This is a genomic window from Pseudoduganella namucuonensis (assembly GCF_900116645.1).
Taxonomy (GTDB): domain Bacteria; phylum Pseudomonadota; class Gammaproteobacteria; order Burkholderiales; family Burkholderiaceae_D; genus Rugamonas; species Rugamonas namucuonensis.
In genome coordinates this window covers 19,036-35,509 of the sequence record NZ_FPBO01000009.1, presented here as the reverse complement: position 1 = coordinate 35,509, position 16,474 = coordinate 19,036, and the positions used below count along the sequence as shown (strand labels likewise).

Annotated in this window: 12 protein-coding genes; 2 read left to right on the top strand and 10 right to left on the bottom strand. The window is 70.5% G+C overall.

Annotated features, from left to right (window positions below; translation table 11 throughout):
- Window positions 1–115: 115 nt before the first annotated feature.
- The 7 genes from pdeM to BM436_RS11650 all read right to left on the bottom strand — a co-directional run bounded on the left by pdeM (window position 116) and on the right by BM436_RS11650 (window position 11,957).
- The gene (gene pdeM / locus BM436_RS11680) at window positions 116–784 is read right to left on the bottom strand and encodes a ligase-associated DNA damage response endonuclease PdeM (protein ID WP_093555701.1); all 669 of its coding nucleotides are present in this window, start codon (window positions 782–784) and stop codon (window positions 116–118) included.
- Window positions 781–3,231 carry a ligase-associated DNA damage response DEXH box helicase gene (locus BM436_RS11675; RefSeq protein WP_093555700.1) on the bottom strand — a complete coding sequence of 817 codons (2,451 nt, stop codon included), beginning with the start codon at window positions 3,229–3,231 and terminating at the stop codon, window positions 781–783. The genes pdeM and BM436_RS11675 overlap by 4 nt, the downstream gene beginning before the upstream one ends.
- Window positions 3,228–4,859, bottom strand: a complete 1,632-nt coding sequence (locus tag BM436_RS11670; RefSeq protein WP_093555699.1) for an ATP-dependent DNA ligase — start codon at window positions 4,857–4,859, stop codon at window positions 3,228–3,230. Before BM436_RS11670 ends, BM436_RS11675 begins: the two co-directional genes overlap by 4 nt.
- A complete protein-coding gene (locus BM436_RS11665) occupies window positions 4,852–5,946 on the bottom strand; it encodes a ligase-associated DNA damage response exonuclease (protein ID WP_093555698.1) in 1,095 nt (364 codons plus the stop codon). The genes BM436_RS11670 and BM436_RS11665 overlap by 8 nt, the downstream gene beginning before the upstream one ends.
- 115 nt (window positions 5,947–6,061) lie before the next feature.
- Entirely contained in the window at window positions 6,062–7,765 is a 1,704-nt protein-coding gene (locus tag BM436_RS11660; protein ID WP_093555697.1) for a RecQ family ATP-dependent DNA helicase, read from the bottom strand.
- Window positions 7,766–7,866: 101 nt separating this feature from the next.
- On the bottom strand, window positions 7,867–10,830 hold the full coding sequence (locus BM436_RS11655; RefSeq protein ID WP_229490047.1) for a hybrid sensor histidine kinase/response regulator: 2,964 nt from the start codon (window positions 10,828–10,830) through the stop codon (window positions 7,867–7,869).
- Complete coding sequence (locus tag BM436_RS11650) at window positions 10,827–11,957, bottom strand: hybrid sensor histidine kinase/response regulator (RefSeq protein WP_093555841.1); 1,131 nt, start codon at window positions 11,955–11,957, stop codon at window positions 10,827–10,829. Before BM436_RS11650 ends, BM436_RS11655 begins: the two co-directional genes overlap by 4 nt.
- Before the next feature lie 175 nt (window positions 11,958–12,132).
- On the opposite strand from BM436_RS11650, the gene msrC reads away from it, so the two are divergent.
- Window positions 12,133–12,639: a free L-methionine (R)-S-oxide reductase MsrC gene (gene msrC / locus BM436_RS11645; RefSeq protein ID WP_093555695.1), complete on the top strand. Its 507-nt coding sequence runs from the start codon at window positions 12,133–12,135 to the stop codon at window positions 12,637–12,639.
- Window positions 12,640–12,658: 19 nt separating this feature from the next.
- Here msrC and BM436_RS11640 read toward each other — a convergent pair whose 3' ends face one another.
- Both BM436_RS11640 and speB read right to left on the bottom strand, forming a co-directional pair.
- Entirely contained in the window at window positions 12,659–13,495 is an 837-nt protein-coding gene (locus BM436_RS11640; RefSeq protein WP_093555694.1) for an HDOD domain-containing protein, read from the bottom strand.
- Window positions 13,496–13,608: 113 nt separating this feature from the next.
- The gene (speB, locus tag BM436_RS11635) at window positions 13,609–14,577 is read right to left on the bottom strand and encodes an agmatinase (protein ID WP_093555693.1); all 969 of its coding nucleotides are present in this window, start codon (window positions 14,575–14,577) and stop codon (window positions 13,609–13,611) included.
- Window positions 14,578–14,704: 127 nt separating this feature from the next.
- On the opposite strand from speB, the gene BM436_RS11630 reads away from it, so the two are divergent.
- Window positions 14,705–15,586, top strand: coding sequence for a LysR substrate-binding domain-containing protein (locus BM436_RS11630; protein ID WP_177307142.1), 882 nt, complete (start codon window positions 14,705–14,707; stop codon window positions 15,584–15,586).
- Here BM436_RS11630 and BM436_RS11625 read toward each other — a convergent pair.
- Window positions 15,583–16,365, bottom strand: a complete 783-nt coding sequence (locus BM436_RS11625) for a substrate-binding periplasmic protein (RefSeq protein ID WP_093555691.1) — start codon at window positions 16,363–16,365, stop codon at window positions 15,583–15,585. The genes BM436_RS11630 and BM436_RS11625 overlap by 4 nt on opposite strands.
- Window positions 16,366–16,474: the final 109 nt, after the last annotated feature.

The following is a 16,474-nucleotide window of genomic DNA, read 5'->3' as shown; positions in this document are numbered from 1 at the left end:
TACCACTGCTCCTCTATGAGGAGGCCCCATAGTAGTGCAACGCTCATGTAGAGGACATAGGACACACGCAGTAGGCCATGTAGGAGCAGTCCCGCATTTGGTAACTGAGTTTTTCTTACGTTCCCGCAGCCAATTTTCCTACAAACAATACCGCGTCACCGGCGACAACATACACACGCTCGCCCGCCTCCGGCCGCACGCCGTGGCCGCCGGTGAACGCGCCGAACGAAGGCAGGATGGTGCGCGCGGCGCCGCTGAGGAAGCATGGCAGGCGCACCGAGTCGCGCCCGGACGCCAGCCGGTAGGCCGGGTGCACGTGGCCGGCCAGCACGTGGCCCGGCGCCGGCAGGTCGGGATGATGGCAGAAGGAGAACGGCGCGATGGTGTACGGCTCGTCCACCACGCGCATGGCCAGCAGCGCGGACGGGTCGCCCGCGCGCAGGTCGTGGTTGCCGCGCACCAGCGTCAGGCGCGGCGCGGGATGGCGCGCGCGCCACGCCAGCATGGCGCGCACGGTGGCCGCCGCGTGGGCGGCGCGCGCGTGCAGGAAGTCGCCCAGGAAGACGATGTGGGCCACGTCGTGCGCGGCCAGCAGCGCGTCGAGCGCCGCCAGGTTTTCCGCCGTGGTGCCGGCCGGCACCGGCACGCCCAGCGCGCGGAACGAGGCGGCCTTGCCGAAGTGGATGTCGGCGACCGCCAGCAGGCGCTCGCGCGGCCAGTACAAGGCTTTTTGCGCCAGCAGCAGCACGCGCTCGCCGGCCAGTTCGATCTCGCAGGCGCTCATGGCCCGGCAGCCTTCTCCAACTCGCGCAGCATGCGCGCCACGCGGTCCGACAGCTTCTCCGTGCTGAGCTTTTCGCGGAAGCGCTCCACCATCAGCGCGAAGCCGAACGGCGTGGCGCGCTTCACCTCGTGCAGCGACACGGCGCGCGCCCGCAGCTCCCGCAGCGTGGCGCGCAGGCGGCGCAGCTCCAGTTCCTGCTCCAGCACCTCGCGCTGCGCCTGCGTCAGCAGCAGGTTGTCCGCGTCGTGCTTGCGGAACACCTCGAAGAACAGCGAGGACGAGGCCTGCAGCTGGCGCGCGCTCTTGTGCTGGCCGGGATAGCCCTGGAACACCAGCCCGGCGATGCGGGCGATCTCGCGGAAGCGGCGCTGCGACAGTTCGGTCGCGTTCAGGCTGGCCAGCACGTCCTCCAGCAAGCGCTCGTCGCTGAACAAGTCCATGGTGTCCGGCCACGCCACCTCCTCGGGCGCCAGCAGCTCGAAGCCGTAGTCGTTGACGGCGATGGAAAAGGTGGCGGGCCGCGCTCGGGCCAGGCGCCAGGCGAACAGCGAGGCCAGGCCGACGTGGACCGCGCGCCCCGCGAACGGATACATGAACAAGTGGTGCCCCTCGCGGCTGCGCATGCGCTCGACGACGGTGACGCCCGGCGTGGGCAGCGCGGACCAGCGCTGCTGCACCTCCAGCAGCGGCCGCACGGCGCGCATCTCCGGGCCGTCGTAGACGCCCTCGGTGGCCAGGCGCATCCGCTCCAGCGCGGCGTGGGCCAGCTCCGACGACAGCGGCATCTTGCCGCCCTGCCAGCGCGGCACCGCCCCCTTGGCGCCGGTGGCGCGCCGCACGTAGGCGGTCATCTCGTGCACCCGCACGAATTCGAGGATGCGCCCGCCGAACAGGAAATGGTCGCCCGCGCGCAGGCGCGAGATGAACCCCTCCTCCACGCTGCCCAGGCGCCCGCCGCTCATGAACTTCACCTGGATGCTGGCCTCGGACACGATGGTGCCGATGCCCATGCGGTGGCGGCGCGCGATGGCGGCGTCCGGCACGCGGTACACGCCCTCCCCGTCCGGCAGCACGCGCCGGTATTCCGGGTAGACGGTGAGGCTCTGGCCGCCGCGCGCCACGAAGTCCAGCGCCCATTGCCATTCCTCCGGCGTCAGGTCGCGGTAGGACCAGGCGCCGCGCACCTCCTCGTACAGTTCCCCGGAGCGGAAGCCGCCGCCCAGCGCGATGGTGACCAGGTGCTGCACCAGCACGTCCAGCGGCTTGTCCGGCACGGGACGCGACTCGATGTCGCGCTCGGCCACCGCCTGCTTCGCGCCGGCCGCCTCCAGCAGTTCCAGGCTGTGGGTGGGCACCAGCGTCACGCGCGAGGCGCGGCCGGGCGCGTGGCCGGAGCGGCCGGCGCGCTGCAGCAGGCGCGCCACGCCCTTGGCGCTGCCGATCTGCAGCACGCGCTCAACGGGAAGAAAATCCACGCCCAGGTCCAGGCTGGAGGTGCACACCACGGCCTTCAACTGGCCGCTCTTGAGGCCCAGCTCCACCCAGTCGCGCACCTCGCGGTCCAGCGAGCCGTGATGCAGCGCGATCCGGCCGGCCCAGTCGGGCCGCGCGTCCAGCAGGTTCTGGTACCAGAGCTCGGCCTGCGAGCGGGTGTTGGTGAACACCAGCGTGGTGGCGTGGCGCTCGATTTCGGCGATCACCGGTTGCAGCATCTGGATGCCGAGATGGCCGGCCCAGGGGAAGCGCGAGGGATGGTCCGGGATCAGCGTGTCGACCACGATATCCTTGCGCACCCGGCCCTCGACCGTCACGCCGGGTTTCACGGGCGCCGCCCCCAGCAGCGCCTCGCCCGCGCGCGCCAGGTTGCCCAGCGTGGCGGACAGGCCCCACACCACCAGGCCGGGGTTCCACAGGCGCAGGCGGGCCAGCGCCAGCTGCGTCTGCACGCCGCGCTTGTTGCCCATCAATTCGTGCCACTCGTCCACCACCAGCATGTCCAGCTGCGCGAAGCGCTCGCGCGCGTCGGCATTGCTGAGCATCAGGGTCAGGCTTTCCGGCGTGGTGACCAGGGCGTCGGGCAGGCGGCGCGCCTGGCGGGCGCGGTCGCCGGAGCTGGTGTCGCCGGTGCGGGCGTCGACGGTCCACGCGGGGGCCAGGTCGGCGGCCGAGGTTTGCAGCGCGCGCAGGGTGTCGGCGGCCAGCGCGCGCATGGGGGTGATCCACAGCACCCGCAGGCCGGCCTTGCGGCGGCCCTTTTCCTTGGTCGCGGCCGCGCGCAGCAGCGCGGCGAACCACACGGCGTAGGTCTTGCCGGAGCCGGTGGTGGCGTGCAGCAGGCCGGAGTCGCCCTTCAGCGCGGCGCGCCAGACCTCGCGCTGGAAGGGGAAGATCTTCCAGCCGCGCTGCGCGAACCAGTGGTCGAAGCGCCGGTCCGCCCCCGCGCTCATGGCGCGCCGCTGGCCAGCAGGCCCCTGAGCGTGTCGAGCGTGTCGGCGTCGTCGACGGTCTTGTCGTCGCGGCGGCGCAGGATGCGGGGGAAACGCACGGCGATGCCGGACTTGTGGCGCGGCGACAGGCCGATGCCCTCGAAGCCGATCTCGAACACCATGGTCGGCTTCACGCTGCGCACGGGACCGAACTTCTCTATCGTGGTGCGCCGTATCGTCTGGTCCACCTGCGCGATCTCGGCGTCGGTCAGGCCGGAATAGGCTTTCGCGAACGGCACCAGTTGGCGCTCGCCGCCGGCGTGGTCCCACACGGCGAAGGTGTAGTCGGTGTACAGCGAGGCGCGGCGGCCGTGTCCCGCCTGGGCGTAGATCAGCACCGCGTCCACGCTGTAGGGATCGATCTTCCACTTCCACCAGGTGCCCACGTCCTTGGTGCGGCCCACGCCGTATTGCGCGCCGGCCGCCTTCAACATCATGCCCTCCACGCCGCGCGCGCGCGACTCCCCGCGGATGGCGGCCAGTTCCTCCCAGCCGCCGGCCCGCACCAGCGGCGACAGGCGCAGTTGCGGCGCCTCCAGCCTGTGCACCAGTTGTTCCAGCAGGGCGCGCCGCTCGCGCTGCGGCAGCGGGCGCAGGTCCGCCCCTTCCAGCTCCAGCAGGTCGTAGGCCACCAGCACGGCGGGGAACTCGCCCAGCATCTTCGCCGACACGGTCTTGCGCGTGATGCGCTTTTGCAGGTCGGCGAAGGGCGCCGGCGTATCGCCTCCACGCCAGACCAGGATCTCGCCATCGATCACCGTGCCCTCCGGCAGGCGCAACGCGGCCAGTTCGGCGAAGCGGTCGGTGATCAGGTCCTCGCCGCGCGACCACAGCCAGCTCTTGCCCTCGCGGCGCACCAGCTGCGCGCGCATGCCGTCGTACTTCCATTCGACCTGCCAGTCCTCCAGCGCGCCCAGCGACGCCGGCTCGGCCTGCAGCTGGTGCGCCAGGAAAAAGGGATAGGGCTGGCCGCCGCGCTGCGCGTGCTCGTCGCTGGACTGCGCGCCGATCAGTTGCAGGAAACCCTGCGCGGTGGGCTGGGCGCGACCGTCGGTCCAGCCCATGAGCCGCTGGGCGATCAACTTGCTGTCCAGCGCCGCGATCGCGCTCAGCGCGCGCGTCACCAGCAGCCGCGACACGCCCACGCGGAAGCCGCCGCCGATCAGCTTCGTCAGCAGGAAGCGTTCGCGCGTTTCCAGCTCGTCCCAGTAGCGGAACAGCGCCTCGCGTATGGTTTCCGGCGCCGCGCCGCGCAGGGGGGCGATGCGCCGCTCTATCCATTCCGCCAGCCCGATGTCGCTGCGGTGGCGCGGCGCCGGCAGGATGTGGGCGATGGTCTCGGCCAGGTCGCCCACCGCATGGTAGCTCTCGTCGAACAGCCATTCGTCCAGGCCGGCGAACTCGGTGGCGTACTGGCGCAGCAGCTTGACCGGCACCGCCTGGCGCGGCTTGCCGCCGGCCAGGAAATACACCGCCCACGCCGCGTTCTCCGGCGCCGCGCTGGCGAAGTAGGCTTGCAGGGCGTCGAGCTTGCGGTTGGTGGCCGTGGTCTCGTCGAGCTCGGCGTACAGGCGGGCGAATTCACGCATGGCGGTCCTCCGCCGCGCCGGGATCGATGGCCGGAGCGGCGGACTCCGTGGCGCCGTCGCCGGTTGCCGCCGCCGCGGCCGGCGTGATGGCGGCGGTGGCCGCCGCGTCCTCCGCCTCGTCGTCGCCGTATTCGGTGTCGAAGCCGCTGGCGTCGTAGCTGTTCTGGCACAGCCAGCGCACCATGACGGGTATCGAGCCGTGCGTGACGATGATGCGCCGCGCGCCGGTGGCCTTGATGGCGGACATCAGCCCCGGCCAGTCGGCGTGGTCCGACAGCACGAAGCCGCGGTCCACGCCGCGCCGCCGGCGCGCGCCGCGCAGCAGCATCCAGCCGCTGGCGAAGGCGTCGCTGTATTCGCCGAAGCGCTTGATCCACGGCGAGCCGGCCGCCGACGGCGGCGCCACCACGAGCGAGCGCCGGATGTCGGCCTTGGCCACGTCCGTCACCATGCGGGTCTCCGGCAGCGCCACGCCGGCCTCGCGGTAGACGCGGTTCAGCGGCTCCACCGCGCCGTGGCAGATGATGGCGCCGATCGACGGATCGAGCCCGCTCAGCATGCGCTGCGCCTTGCCGAAGGAATAGCCCAGCAGCACGCTGGCCCTGCCCTGCTCCGCGTTGCGCGCCCACCAGGCGTTGATGTCGGCGAAGACCTCGGCCTCCGGCTGCCAGCGGTAGATCGGCAGCCCGAAAGTGGACTCGGTAATGAAAGTGTCGCAGCGCACCGGCTCGAACGGCGCGCAGGTCGCGTCCGGCTCCACCTTGTAGTCGCCCGAGGCCACCCACACCTCGCCGCGGTGCTCCATGCGCACCTGCGCGGAGCCCAGCACGTGGCCGGCCGGGTGCAGCGAGATGCGCACGCCGTTGTGCGCCACCTGCGTGCCGTATTCCAGGCCCTGGATGTCGATCTCGCCGAGGCGCGACCTGAGGATGCCCACGCCGGGCGCGGCGGCGAGATAGTGGCCGTGGCCCCAGCGCGCGTGGTCGGAATGGGCGTGCGTGATGACCGCGCGTTCGACCGGGCGCCAGGGGTCGATGTAGAAATCGCCCGGCACGCAGTACAAGCCTTCCTTGCGGACCACCACCATATCGGACACGGCATCCCTCCCGGCACGGAAAACGCCATTTTAGCCAGGGGCGGGGCGCGCCATCTGTCCGCTGGCGCACAAAAGCGCGGCAAACGCGGCCGGCTCCCGGGCGCCTTCAGACCGGCTCGACGTATTCGGCCAGGAAGGTCTTGGTGAGATGCTCGGGGAATTCGATGGTGACCTGGTCGCCCGCCACGGACAGCACGGTGCCGATGTCGAACTTGGGCACCTTGACGCGGCTGCCGACGGCGACCGGCGGCGCCTGGGGCGGCGCGGGGACCGGCGCGGGCGGCGGCGCGAACGTCTCGTCCACGCTCAACTCGATTTGCGGCGGCGACAGGCAGTTGTCGCACTGGCAGCAGCGCTCGAAGCCGGGCGTGTCGTCGCCGAAGTAGTCGAGCAGCACCTTCCAGCGGCAATAGCCGCTCTGCGCGTAGCCCACCATCTGCTCCAGCGAGGCGCGGTCGCGCTCCTGCTTTTCCGCGTAGATCTCGGCCAGCGACGCGTACAGTTCGGCCCTGGGCTGGCCGGCGGCCGGCAGCCACGCCAGCTTGCGGTTCTGCCGCAGCAGCTTGCCGTCCTTGAGCAGCTTGAGGCAGACCTGCAGCTTGGGCGCGGGCATCTGCGGCATCCCGGCCTTCAGCGCGGCGAACGGGAAGGCGCCCTGCTCGGCGAGCCCGCAAGCCGCCTGGTACACGGTGCGCAGCTCGTCGGCGTCCGGATAGTGCTTGACCAGGAAGAACTGCTGCAGGCGCTTGTCGTCCTGGAAGTACAGCAGCGTGCACTCGGAGGGCTCGCCGTCGCGCCCGGCGCGGCCGGACTCCTGGTAGTAGGCCTCCAGGTTGGCCGGCACCTGCAGGTGGATCACGAAGCGCACGTCGGCCTTGTCGATGCCCATGCCGAAGGCGTTGGTGGCCACCATCACGCGGCGCTCGCCGCTCATGAACAGTTCCTGGTTTTCCTTGCGTTCGCGCGCCGCCAGCTTGCCGTGGTATAGCGCGGCGCCGACGCCCTCCCGCTCCAGCACCGCGTGCATTTCCTCGGCCGCCTTCACGGTGGCCGAGTAGACGATGCCCACGCCCTCCGTTTGCCGCACCAGCTCCAGCGCCCGCGCCAGCTTCTCGTCCGGATTGGTGATCTGCGTGACCCGGTAGTGCAGGTTGGGCCGGTAGATGCCGGTGTTGACCACGTTCATGCCCGGCGCGCCGAGCTGCTTGCCGATGTCGGCGATCACGTCGTCGGTGGCGGTGGCGGTCAGTGCCAGCAGCGGCGGTTTGCCGAGCGCGGCGACGGCGGCGCCGATCTCCAGGTAGGCCGGACGGAAGTCGTGCCCCCACTGCGAGATGCAGTGGGCCTCGTCGATGACCACCAGCGCGATCTCGACCTCCTTCAGCAGTTCCAGGAATTCAGGGTTGGCCAGCCGCTCCGGCGTGCAGAACACGATGCCGCTGACGCCGCTGCGTATGCTGTCCAGCGCGGCCTGCTCCTCGCCGCGCGACAGGCTGCTGTTGACCTGCGCGGCGGGAATGCCCAGGGCGTCCAGCTTTTCCAACTGGTCCTGCATCAGCGAGATCAGCGGCGAGACCACCACCGTGGCGCCGGGCAGCAGCGCGGCGGGGATCTGGTAGCACAGCGACTTGCCGCTGCCGGTGGGCATGATGGCCAGCGTGTGGCGGCCTTCCAGCACGCTGTCGATCACGCGCCGCTGGCCGGGCCGCAGCCGCTCCACGCCGAACACGCGGCGCAGCAAGTCGTTGATGGCGCGCGTGCGCGACGCGGCGCCACGCTTGTGCAGGGCGCTGTTGTTCCTGGTGACCATGGGGGCATCCATGCGATGTTGATGCTCCCACTGTAGGCCCGCGCAGCGCCGCGCGCCATAGGACGCGGCCTACCGCCGGCGTAGGAGGCGGGCGTGGGAGCTCATGGATTGTCCAGCGCGGCCTTCAGCTCCATCAGGTCGTAGGGCTTGCGCAGCACGCCGGCGGGGAATTCCAGGCCGTCCAGCGCCTCCTTGCCGTAGCCGGTGGAGAAGATGACGCGGGTCGGCTTGCCCTCGGCCAGCAGCTTGCGGGCCAGGTCGATGCCGGACATGCCGGGCAGGCTGATGTCGGTGAACAGGATGTCGAAGTCGTGCGCGCGCAACTGGGCCCAGGCCTGCTCGCCGTCGCCGACGCCGTGCACCGTGTGCCCCAGCATGCCGATCAGCTCGCACACCATCTGCTGCGAATCCAGGTTGTCCTCCACCACCAGGATGCGCAGCGAACTGTCGCGCGCGATGGCCGGTTCCGGCGGCAGCAGGTCGCCCACCGGCTCCGCCCTGAGGCGCCGCGCCAGCATCTCCTGGCCGCGATTGTTGAGCACGTGGCGCAGCTTGCGCGCCAGCTCGTCGCGCCGGTACGGCTTGCTCAGCAGTTCCAGGCCCGCGTCCAGCCGCCCTTCGTGCACGATGGCGTTTTGCGGATAGCCGGAGGTGAACAGCACGGCGATGTCGGGCTGCAGCGCGCGCGCGGCGCGCGCCAGGTCCGGGCTGCTCAGCCGGCCCGGCATCACCACGTCGGTGAACAGCAGTTCGATGGCCTCGCGCTCGAGGATGCGCAGCGCGGCCTCGCCGTCGGCCGCCTGCAGCACGCGGTAGCCCAGGCCGGACAGCATGTCCAGCACCACGCTGCGCACGCCGCCGTCGTCCTCCACCACCAGGATGGTCTCGCTGCCACCGGTGACCGGGCCGGTGCGCCGCTCCGGCTCCTGCGCCTCGTCCGTCATGGCGCGCGGCAGGTAGATGCGGACGCTGGTGCCGTTGCCCGGTTCGCTGTGGATCTTGATGTGGCCCCGGCTCTGCTTGACGAAGCCATAGGCCATCGACAGGCCCAGGCCCGTGCCCTCGCCCTCCGGCTTGGTGGTGAAGAAGGGCTCGAAGGCGCGCCGCAGCACCTCCGGCTCCATGCCGTGGCCGGTGTCGGTCACCGACAACATCACGTACTGCCCGGCCGGCACGTCCAGCAGGTTGTTGACGTAGTACTCGTCCAGCACCGCGTTGCCCACCTCGATGGACAGCCTGCCGCCGCCGCGCATGGCGTCGCGCGCGTTGATGGCCAGGTTCAGCACCACGTTCTCGATCTGGCCCGGGTCCACCAGCGCGTTCCACAGGCCGCTGCCGATGATGGTGGCGACCTCGATGGTCTCGCCCAGCGTGCGGCGCAGCAGGTCGTCCATGTTGCTGACCAGGCGCCCCAGGTTGGAAACGATGGGCTGCAGCGGCTGGCGCCGCGCGAAGGCCAGCAGCTGCGCCGACAGGCGCGCGCCGCGCTCGACCGCCGCCACCGCCATCTCCAGCCGCTTTTGCATGGCCGGGTCCGGCCGCGCCTGCTGCGCGGCCTGCTGCTGCATCAGGTGCAGGTTGCCGGAGATGATCTGCAACACGTTGTTGAAGTCGTGCGCCACGCCCCCCGTCAACTGGCCCACGGCCTCCATCTTCTGCGACTGGCGCAGCGCCTCCTCGGCCTTGCCGCGCTCCTCCACCTCGCGGCCCACGCGCTGCTCCAGCGTGTCGTTCAGGTCGCGCAGCGCCACCTCGATGCGGCGCCGCTCGGTGATGTCGGTCTTCACCGCGATCAGCGCCTGCGGCTGGCCGCCCTCGTCGTCCAGCCGGCTCATGCTGCTGGAGATCCAGACCCAGCCGCCGTCCGGCCGCAGGTAGCGCTTCTCCAGCGTGAACGGCACGCCGGTGGCCAGCAGGCGTCGCACCAGCGCGCGGTTCTCCTCCAGCTCCTCGGGGTGGATGATGTCGTCCATGTGCAGGCCCAGCAGCGCCTGCTCGGCGCGGCCCAGCATGTGGCACAGGGCCCCGTTGACGCGCCGGAAGCGGCCCGTCAGGTCCAGCTCGGACAGGCCGACCGAGGCCTGGCCGAAGATCGCGGCGAGCCGGTCCTGGCTGGCGCGCAGCGCCTGCTCGGTCTGTTTGCGCACCGTGATGTCGAACGACACGCCCACGTAGCGGCGCCCCTCGTCGTCGCCCACGCCCTCGCCCTGGCGCGCCAGCCAGCGCTGTTCGCCGGTGTCGGCGCGGCGGATGCGGAACTCGGTGTACTCGAGCGGGTTGTGCCGGTCCATCCGCATCGGGCCGGCGCGCCGCCGGTCGCGCTCGTCGATCATGCCCAGCAGCAGCTCGGCGGTCACCTCGACGTCGTCGGCGAAGCCCCACAGGCGGCGGTAGGTGGCCGACACCACCATTCTGCCGGTGGCGGGGAACCATTCGAAGCTGCCGATGCCGCCGGCCTCCTGCGCCATGCGCAGCAATTCCTCGGTGACCGCGCGGCCGGTGGCGCCGCCGCCGGCGACGCGCGGCGGCTCGGCCGTGTGGCGCGGCTCGCGGCCGGCCTGGGCCAGCTCGCGCCGCCGCAACACCCTGGCGGTGGCCTCGTTCACCGTGCACAGCACGCCGCCGACGGCGCCGCAGCTGTCGTACACCGGCGTGTAGTGCAGGTCGAACCAGACCAGCTCCTCGGCGCCGTTGCGCAGCGTCGTCATTTCCTGCTCCTCCACGCTGCGGACCTCGCCGCGCAGGCCGGCCTCCAGGATGGCGCTGTTCCAGTACCACAGCTCGGGCCAGACGGCCGGCACGGTGCCGCCCAGCGCCGCCGGGTGGCGCGCGCCGGCGATGCCGGCGTAGCCGTCGTTGTAGATCATCACATGCTCGCCGCCCCACATCAGCACCATCGGCACCGGGGAGTTGAGCACGATGTCGACCGCCGTGCGCAGCGCCGCGCTCCAGTGCGACGCCGGCCCCAGGCTGGTGGCGGACCAGTCGAAATCGCGCACCAGTTGGCCGGTGCGGCCGCCGCCGTGCGGCTGGTAGCCGTGGGGGGTCATCGAGGGCGCGTTCATGCCGCGCCGTCGGGCCGCGGCCGGGGCTGCGGCCGCGGCTCGCGCGGCAGCGTGACGGAGAACACGGTGCCCTCCTCCGCCGTCGATCGGACGGCGATATCGCCGCCGTGGGCCTGCACGAACATGCGCGCCGTGTACAGCCCCAGGCCCAGGCCCTGGCCGGACTTGCGGCTTTCACAGCCCTGCTGGTAGGGCTCGAACAGGCAGGCCAACTGCCCCGCCGCGATCACGCCATGGTTGCACACGCGGATGGCGACCTGGTCCGGCGCCGTCCCGTCGATCTCCACCCGCACCGGCTGCGCGGCCTCGCCGTGCATCAGCGCGTTGCCCAGCAGGTTGGACAGCACTTGCGACACCATGCCGGCGTCGCACACGCAGCGCGCGTCGCCGACGCACTCGATGGCGACGCGGGACGGCTGGTCGACGGCCTGGAACTCGTCGGCTATCGCGCGGCACAGCTCGTCCAGACCGGCGGGCGCAGCGCGCAGCCGCATTTCGCCTGAGCGGATGCGCGCCAGGTCCAGCAGCTGGTCCACCATCTGCGCCATGCGCCGCGCGCTGCTCTGGATGCGCTGCGCGGTGACCGCCACCTTCGGATGGTCGGTCATCATCGGCAACAGCATGGCGCCGTTCATCACCACCGACAGCGGCGTGCGCAGGTCGTGGCCCAGCACGGCGGTGAACATCTCGTTCAGGCGCAGCGAGCGCTGCAATTCCTCCAGCTGCCGCGTCATCTGCTTCTTTTGCTGGTACAGCTCGACGAAGACGTTGACCTTGCTGACCAGGGCCTGGCCATCGACCGGCTTGTACATGAAGTCGACCGCGCCCGCCTCGTAGCCGCGGAAGCTGTAGCCGCGCTCGCGGGTGGCGGCCGTCAGGAAGATCAGGGGGATGGCGCGCGTGCGTTCGCTGCCGCGGATGAGCTCGGCCAGTTCGAAGCCGTCCATATTGGGCATCTGCACGTCGATCAGCGCCAGGGCCACCTCGTGCACCAGCAGCAATTCCAGCGCCTGCGCGCCGGAGGACGCCTTGAGCAGGGTGAGGCCGGGCCGCGCCAGCAGCGCCTCGAACGCCGTCAGGTTTTGCGCGATGTCGTCGACGATCAGGATATTGATGGGGGCAGTCACAGCGGTGTTCATCACGTTCGGGACAGAGGTGGATTCCTATTCCATACTACCAATTTTTTTCGGCAACTAGCGCATGGTTGCGAGATTATTCTTTCTGACAATGTTTTTTTTCGGAAATGCGGACTCCGGCTGGGCGGCGTAAGATACGCCCTCCACACACCAAGGGATATATACCATGACCTTCACCATCAGCGACGCGGCATACCGCACCGACACCCCGGAAGCGAAGCAAGCCATGTACGCCGACCTGCGCCCACAATTGCAGGGACTGCTCGCCGGCGAGCGCGACATGATCGCCAACTCGGCCAACTTCAGCGCGCTCGTGTTCAACACCATGCCGGGCCTGAACTGGGCCGGATTCTATTTCCTGCAAGGCGATGAGCTGGTGCTGGGGCCGTTCCAGGGCAAGCCGGCCTGCATCCGCATCAAGAAGGGCCGCGGCGTGTGCGGCGCGGCCGTCGAGCGGGGCGCGGCCATGGTGGTGGCGGACGTGCACGCCTTCCCCGGCCACATCGCCTGCGACGCCGCTTCCCGCTCGGAGCTGGTGGTGCCGGTGTTCAAGGACGGCGCCGTGTTCGGCGTGTTCGACCTGGACAGTCCGCTGCCCGGCCGCTTCGACCAGGTCGACGCCGACGGCGTCGCCTCGCTGGTGGCGATCCTCGAGGCGGCCCTGGCCGCCTAGGCCCTCGGCCCTCGCGGCCTCAGACCAGCAGCGCGGCGCTCATCGAGCGCGCGTCGTCGGCGGATTCGAACAGGATCTCGTCGATCAGCGTGTTGCCCTGCAGGTAGGCGTCGACGGCGGCCTTGCCGGCCAGCACGGCGTCGTCGCCCAGGCGCAGCGGCGAACGGACCGGGGCCAGGCGCTTGGCCAGCAGCAGCGTGTCGCGCAGCCCCTGCGGGGGCACCGCGATGGCGCCGCCGCGCAGCGAGACGATGGCGGCCGCCACCGGCTCCGGCACTTGCAGTTTGATCATCAGTTCGCGCGACAGGATCTCGTGCAGCGCGCCCATGCGCTGGTCGGGATCGTCCAGCAGGCCCGGCACGTCGTCGGCGCGGGACAGCAGGTAGAAACCGGCCACCTCGTGCATGATGCCGGCGAACATGGCGGTGTCGGGGTCCACCCGCGTCAGGTGCCGGCCCAGCAGGTGCGCCAGCGCCGCCACGTGGGCGCAGTGCTTCCATAGCTGCTCGGCCTGGTAGCGCAGTTGGGGATCGCGGATGCGCGCGCCGAACTGGCGCACCACCATGGCCGCCGCCAGCGAATACAGGTTGCGGTAGCCGACACGCACCACGGCGCCGCGGGCGCTGGTGACGGTGGGGCCGCCGTGGCGGCTGAACACGGCCGAGTTGGCCAGCGCGACGGCGCGCGCCGCCAGCATGGGCTCGGCCAGCACGCGGCGTATCGCGTCCTCCACATGGCAATCCGGATCGGCTAGCGCCTGCTGCAATTGCAACGCCGCGTTCACGCTGGTGGGGAACACCAGCTGGCCAGTGCGGGCTTCGGCGACGACTTGCGCATAGTCTCTCAGTTTTTCCATACACAAATTATACCGGGCTACAAGGCCGCTATGCACACCGGGCCGAAGATACGTGGTCGGCCGGCCACGCCGGGCGCGAATCCGGCCCGGCGGCGTTGTCGATCGCTACACGGTCAGCCAGCCCTGGCGGCGACCTTGCGGTTGCGCAGCACGCACAGCAGGTCGGCGGCGATGTGGGCGGCGGCCAGCGCGGTCAGCTCGCTATGGTCGAACGGCGGCGACACCTCCACCACGTCCATGCCCACCAGGTTGACCGGCCCCATGCCGCGCACCATGTGCAGCGCCTGGGCCGAGCTCAGCCCGCCGGCCACCGGCGTGCCGGTGCCGGGCGCGAAGGCCGGGTCCAGGCAGTCGATGTCGAAGGTCAGGTAGGCCGGGCGGTCGCCGACGATGGACAGGATGCGTTCCAGCGCCGCGCCGGCGCCGTGCGCGTGCACCCACGGCGCGTCGATCACGTTGAATCCCATGAAGTCCTCGTTCCAGGTGCGGATGCCGACCTGCACCGACGTCGCCGGGTCGACCAGGCCCTCCTTGACGGCCTTGTGGAACATGGTGCCGTGGTTTAGCGAGTCGGGGCTGTCGTCGGCCCAGGTGTCGCAGTGGGCGTCGAAGTGGATCAGCGACAGCGGCTTGCCGTACTTCTCGGCGTGGGCCTGCAGCAGCGGATAGGTGATGTAGTGGTCGCCGCCCAGGGTCAGCATCCTGGCGCCGCCGGCGAGGATGGCGCGGGCGTGGGCTCGGATCGCCTCGGGAATGCCCAGCGGGTTGTGCGCGTCCAGGTAGCAGTCGCCGTAGTCGACCACGGCCAGCTCGTCGAAGGGATCGAAGCCCCACGGGAAGGCCATCAGCTCGGCCAGCTGCACGCTGGCCGCGCGCACGGCGGCCGGGCCGAGGCGGGCGCCCGGGCGGAAGGTGGTGGCCAGGTCCAGCGGGATGCCGGACACGGCCACGTCGACGCCGTCCAGCTCGCGGCTGTACTTGCGGCGCATGAAGCTGAGCACGCCGGCGTAGGTCATTTCCGGGTGGCTGCCGTACAGCGATGCGCGGCGTATGGCGCCATCGCCCTTGATTTCCGAACTCATGGTGGTCTTCCTTGCGTGGTTGGCTATGAGGGAAATGATGATATCCCCGCGCAACCATGATTCTCCGCCCGTTGCCGCGCGATGTAAAATGAACGATATTGGCCCACCCATTAGATTTTTTAATACCATGCACAAGCGCCTGCCTCCCCTGCAAAGCCTGCTCGCGTTCGAGGCCACCGCCGCGCTGGGCAGTTTCTCGCGCGCGGCGCGGGAATTGTCGCTGACGCAGTCGGCCATCAGCCACCAGATATTGAACCTGGAAACCTGGGTCGGCCAGGCCTTGTTCAGCCGGGCGGGACGGGGCGTGAAGCTGACGGCGGCCGGCGAGCTGTTCAGCCAGACCGTGGCCAGCGCGCTGAAGACTTTGCGCGACGGCCGCGAACGCATCGAGCCCTACCGCAATCCCGATTCCGTGATCCTGGCCTGCGGCCCGGCGCTGGCCGGCGGCTGGCTGATGGCGCGCGCGCGCGAGCTGCGCCTGGCCTACCCGGCGCTGGAGGTGTGGCTGTCCACCAGGGACGAGCTGCACGAGATCGACCGGCTCGATGTCGACCTCATCATCTCGGAGCGCGAATTGCGCTCGGACGACATGCAGTCCGTGCCGCTGCTGCGGGACGCCGCGCTGGCCGTGTGCGGGCCGGAGACGGCGCGGCGCCTGCGCGCCCTGCCCTTCCCAGAGGTGCTGACGCGGGCGCCGCTGATCCTGGACGAGCGGCGGCCCGAATGGGCGCCGTGGATGGACGCGCACGCGCTGACGCCGCGGCGCGCCATCACGGTGGACGACACGGCGCTGCTGCTGTCGGCCGCCGAGCAGGAACTGGGCATCGCGCTGGTGTCGCGGCTGGCCGCCGACAGCGCGCTGGCGGCCGGGCGCGTGTGCGCGCTGGAGCAGGTGCCGACGTTGCCGCTGCCGACGCTGTGGCTGACCCGCTCGACGCTGGCGCCGCGCACGCCGTCGGTGCAGCTGGTGTTCGACTGGCTGCGCGCGTTGCCGTCCACGCCGGTCTAGCGGCGGGCGCGCTCCCCGCCGCCGGGCGGCTGGGTGGACTTGCCCAGCAGGCGTTTCGATTCGTGCTGCGCCGCGATGGCCTTCAGCGCGCCTTCGCCGCGCAGGGATTCCAGCGCCTTGTTCAGCTTCGCCATGGTGGCCGGCGGCATGCCTGGATGGCAAGCCATGTAGTGGTCGACCTCGCGCAGCAAGAAGACCGGCTTCAAGCCCGTCACGCCCATTTCCTCGGCCAGGATGCGGCCCCGCTCCAGGCCCGTGGCCCACAGGGTCAGCCGGCCCGCCGCCAGCTTGCGGATGTTGTGCTTGTTGTCGCCCACCAGTTCGACGTTCAGGCCCTGCGCCTTCAGGTACTGCGACGGCCCGTCCTCGAGCAGGCCGCCGATGTGCTGGGAGCGCAAGTCCTCCAGGCCTTCCAGCCGGGAGCTGAAATCGGCGCGCGCGAACAGCACCCAGGTGTTCACCGACAGCGGCCCCACCCACTGGAACAGCGCCTCGCGCTCGGGCAGGCGGGTGACGGGGAACACGCAGGTGTCCGCGTTGGACTTGCCCATCATATAGGCGCGCGCCCAGGGATAGATCTCCGCCGCGTAGGCGATGTTGGCGCGCTTGAACACGGCGGCCAGGATGTCGGTGGTGACGCCGGCCACCTTGCCGGTGCGGGCGTCGGTGTAGGCGAAGGGCGCGTTTTCAGAGGAAACGATGGTCACCGGGTCCGCCGCGCAGGCCGCCGAGCCGAGGCACAGCGCGGCCCATCCCGCCAATCTGAAAAACCGGTGCATCGAAGGTGTCCTGTCGTCCTGTTGAATCGAGGCGGGCGACGGCTCAGGCCGCCCGTATGGCAATGGTAGCGCAAAACGCCTGGGAGCCGGTCTTTACGGCATGGTGCGG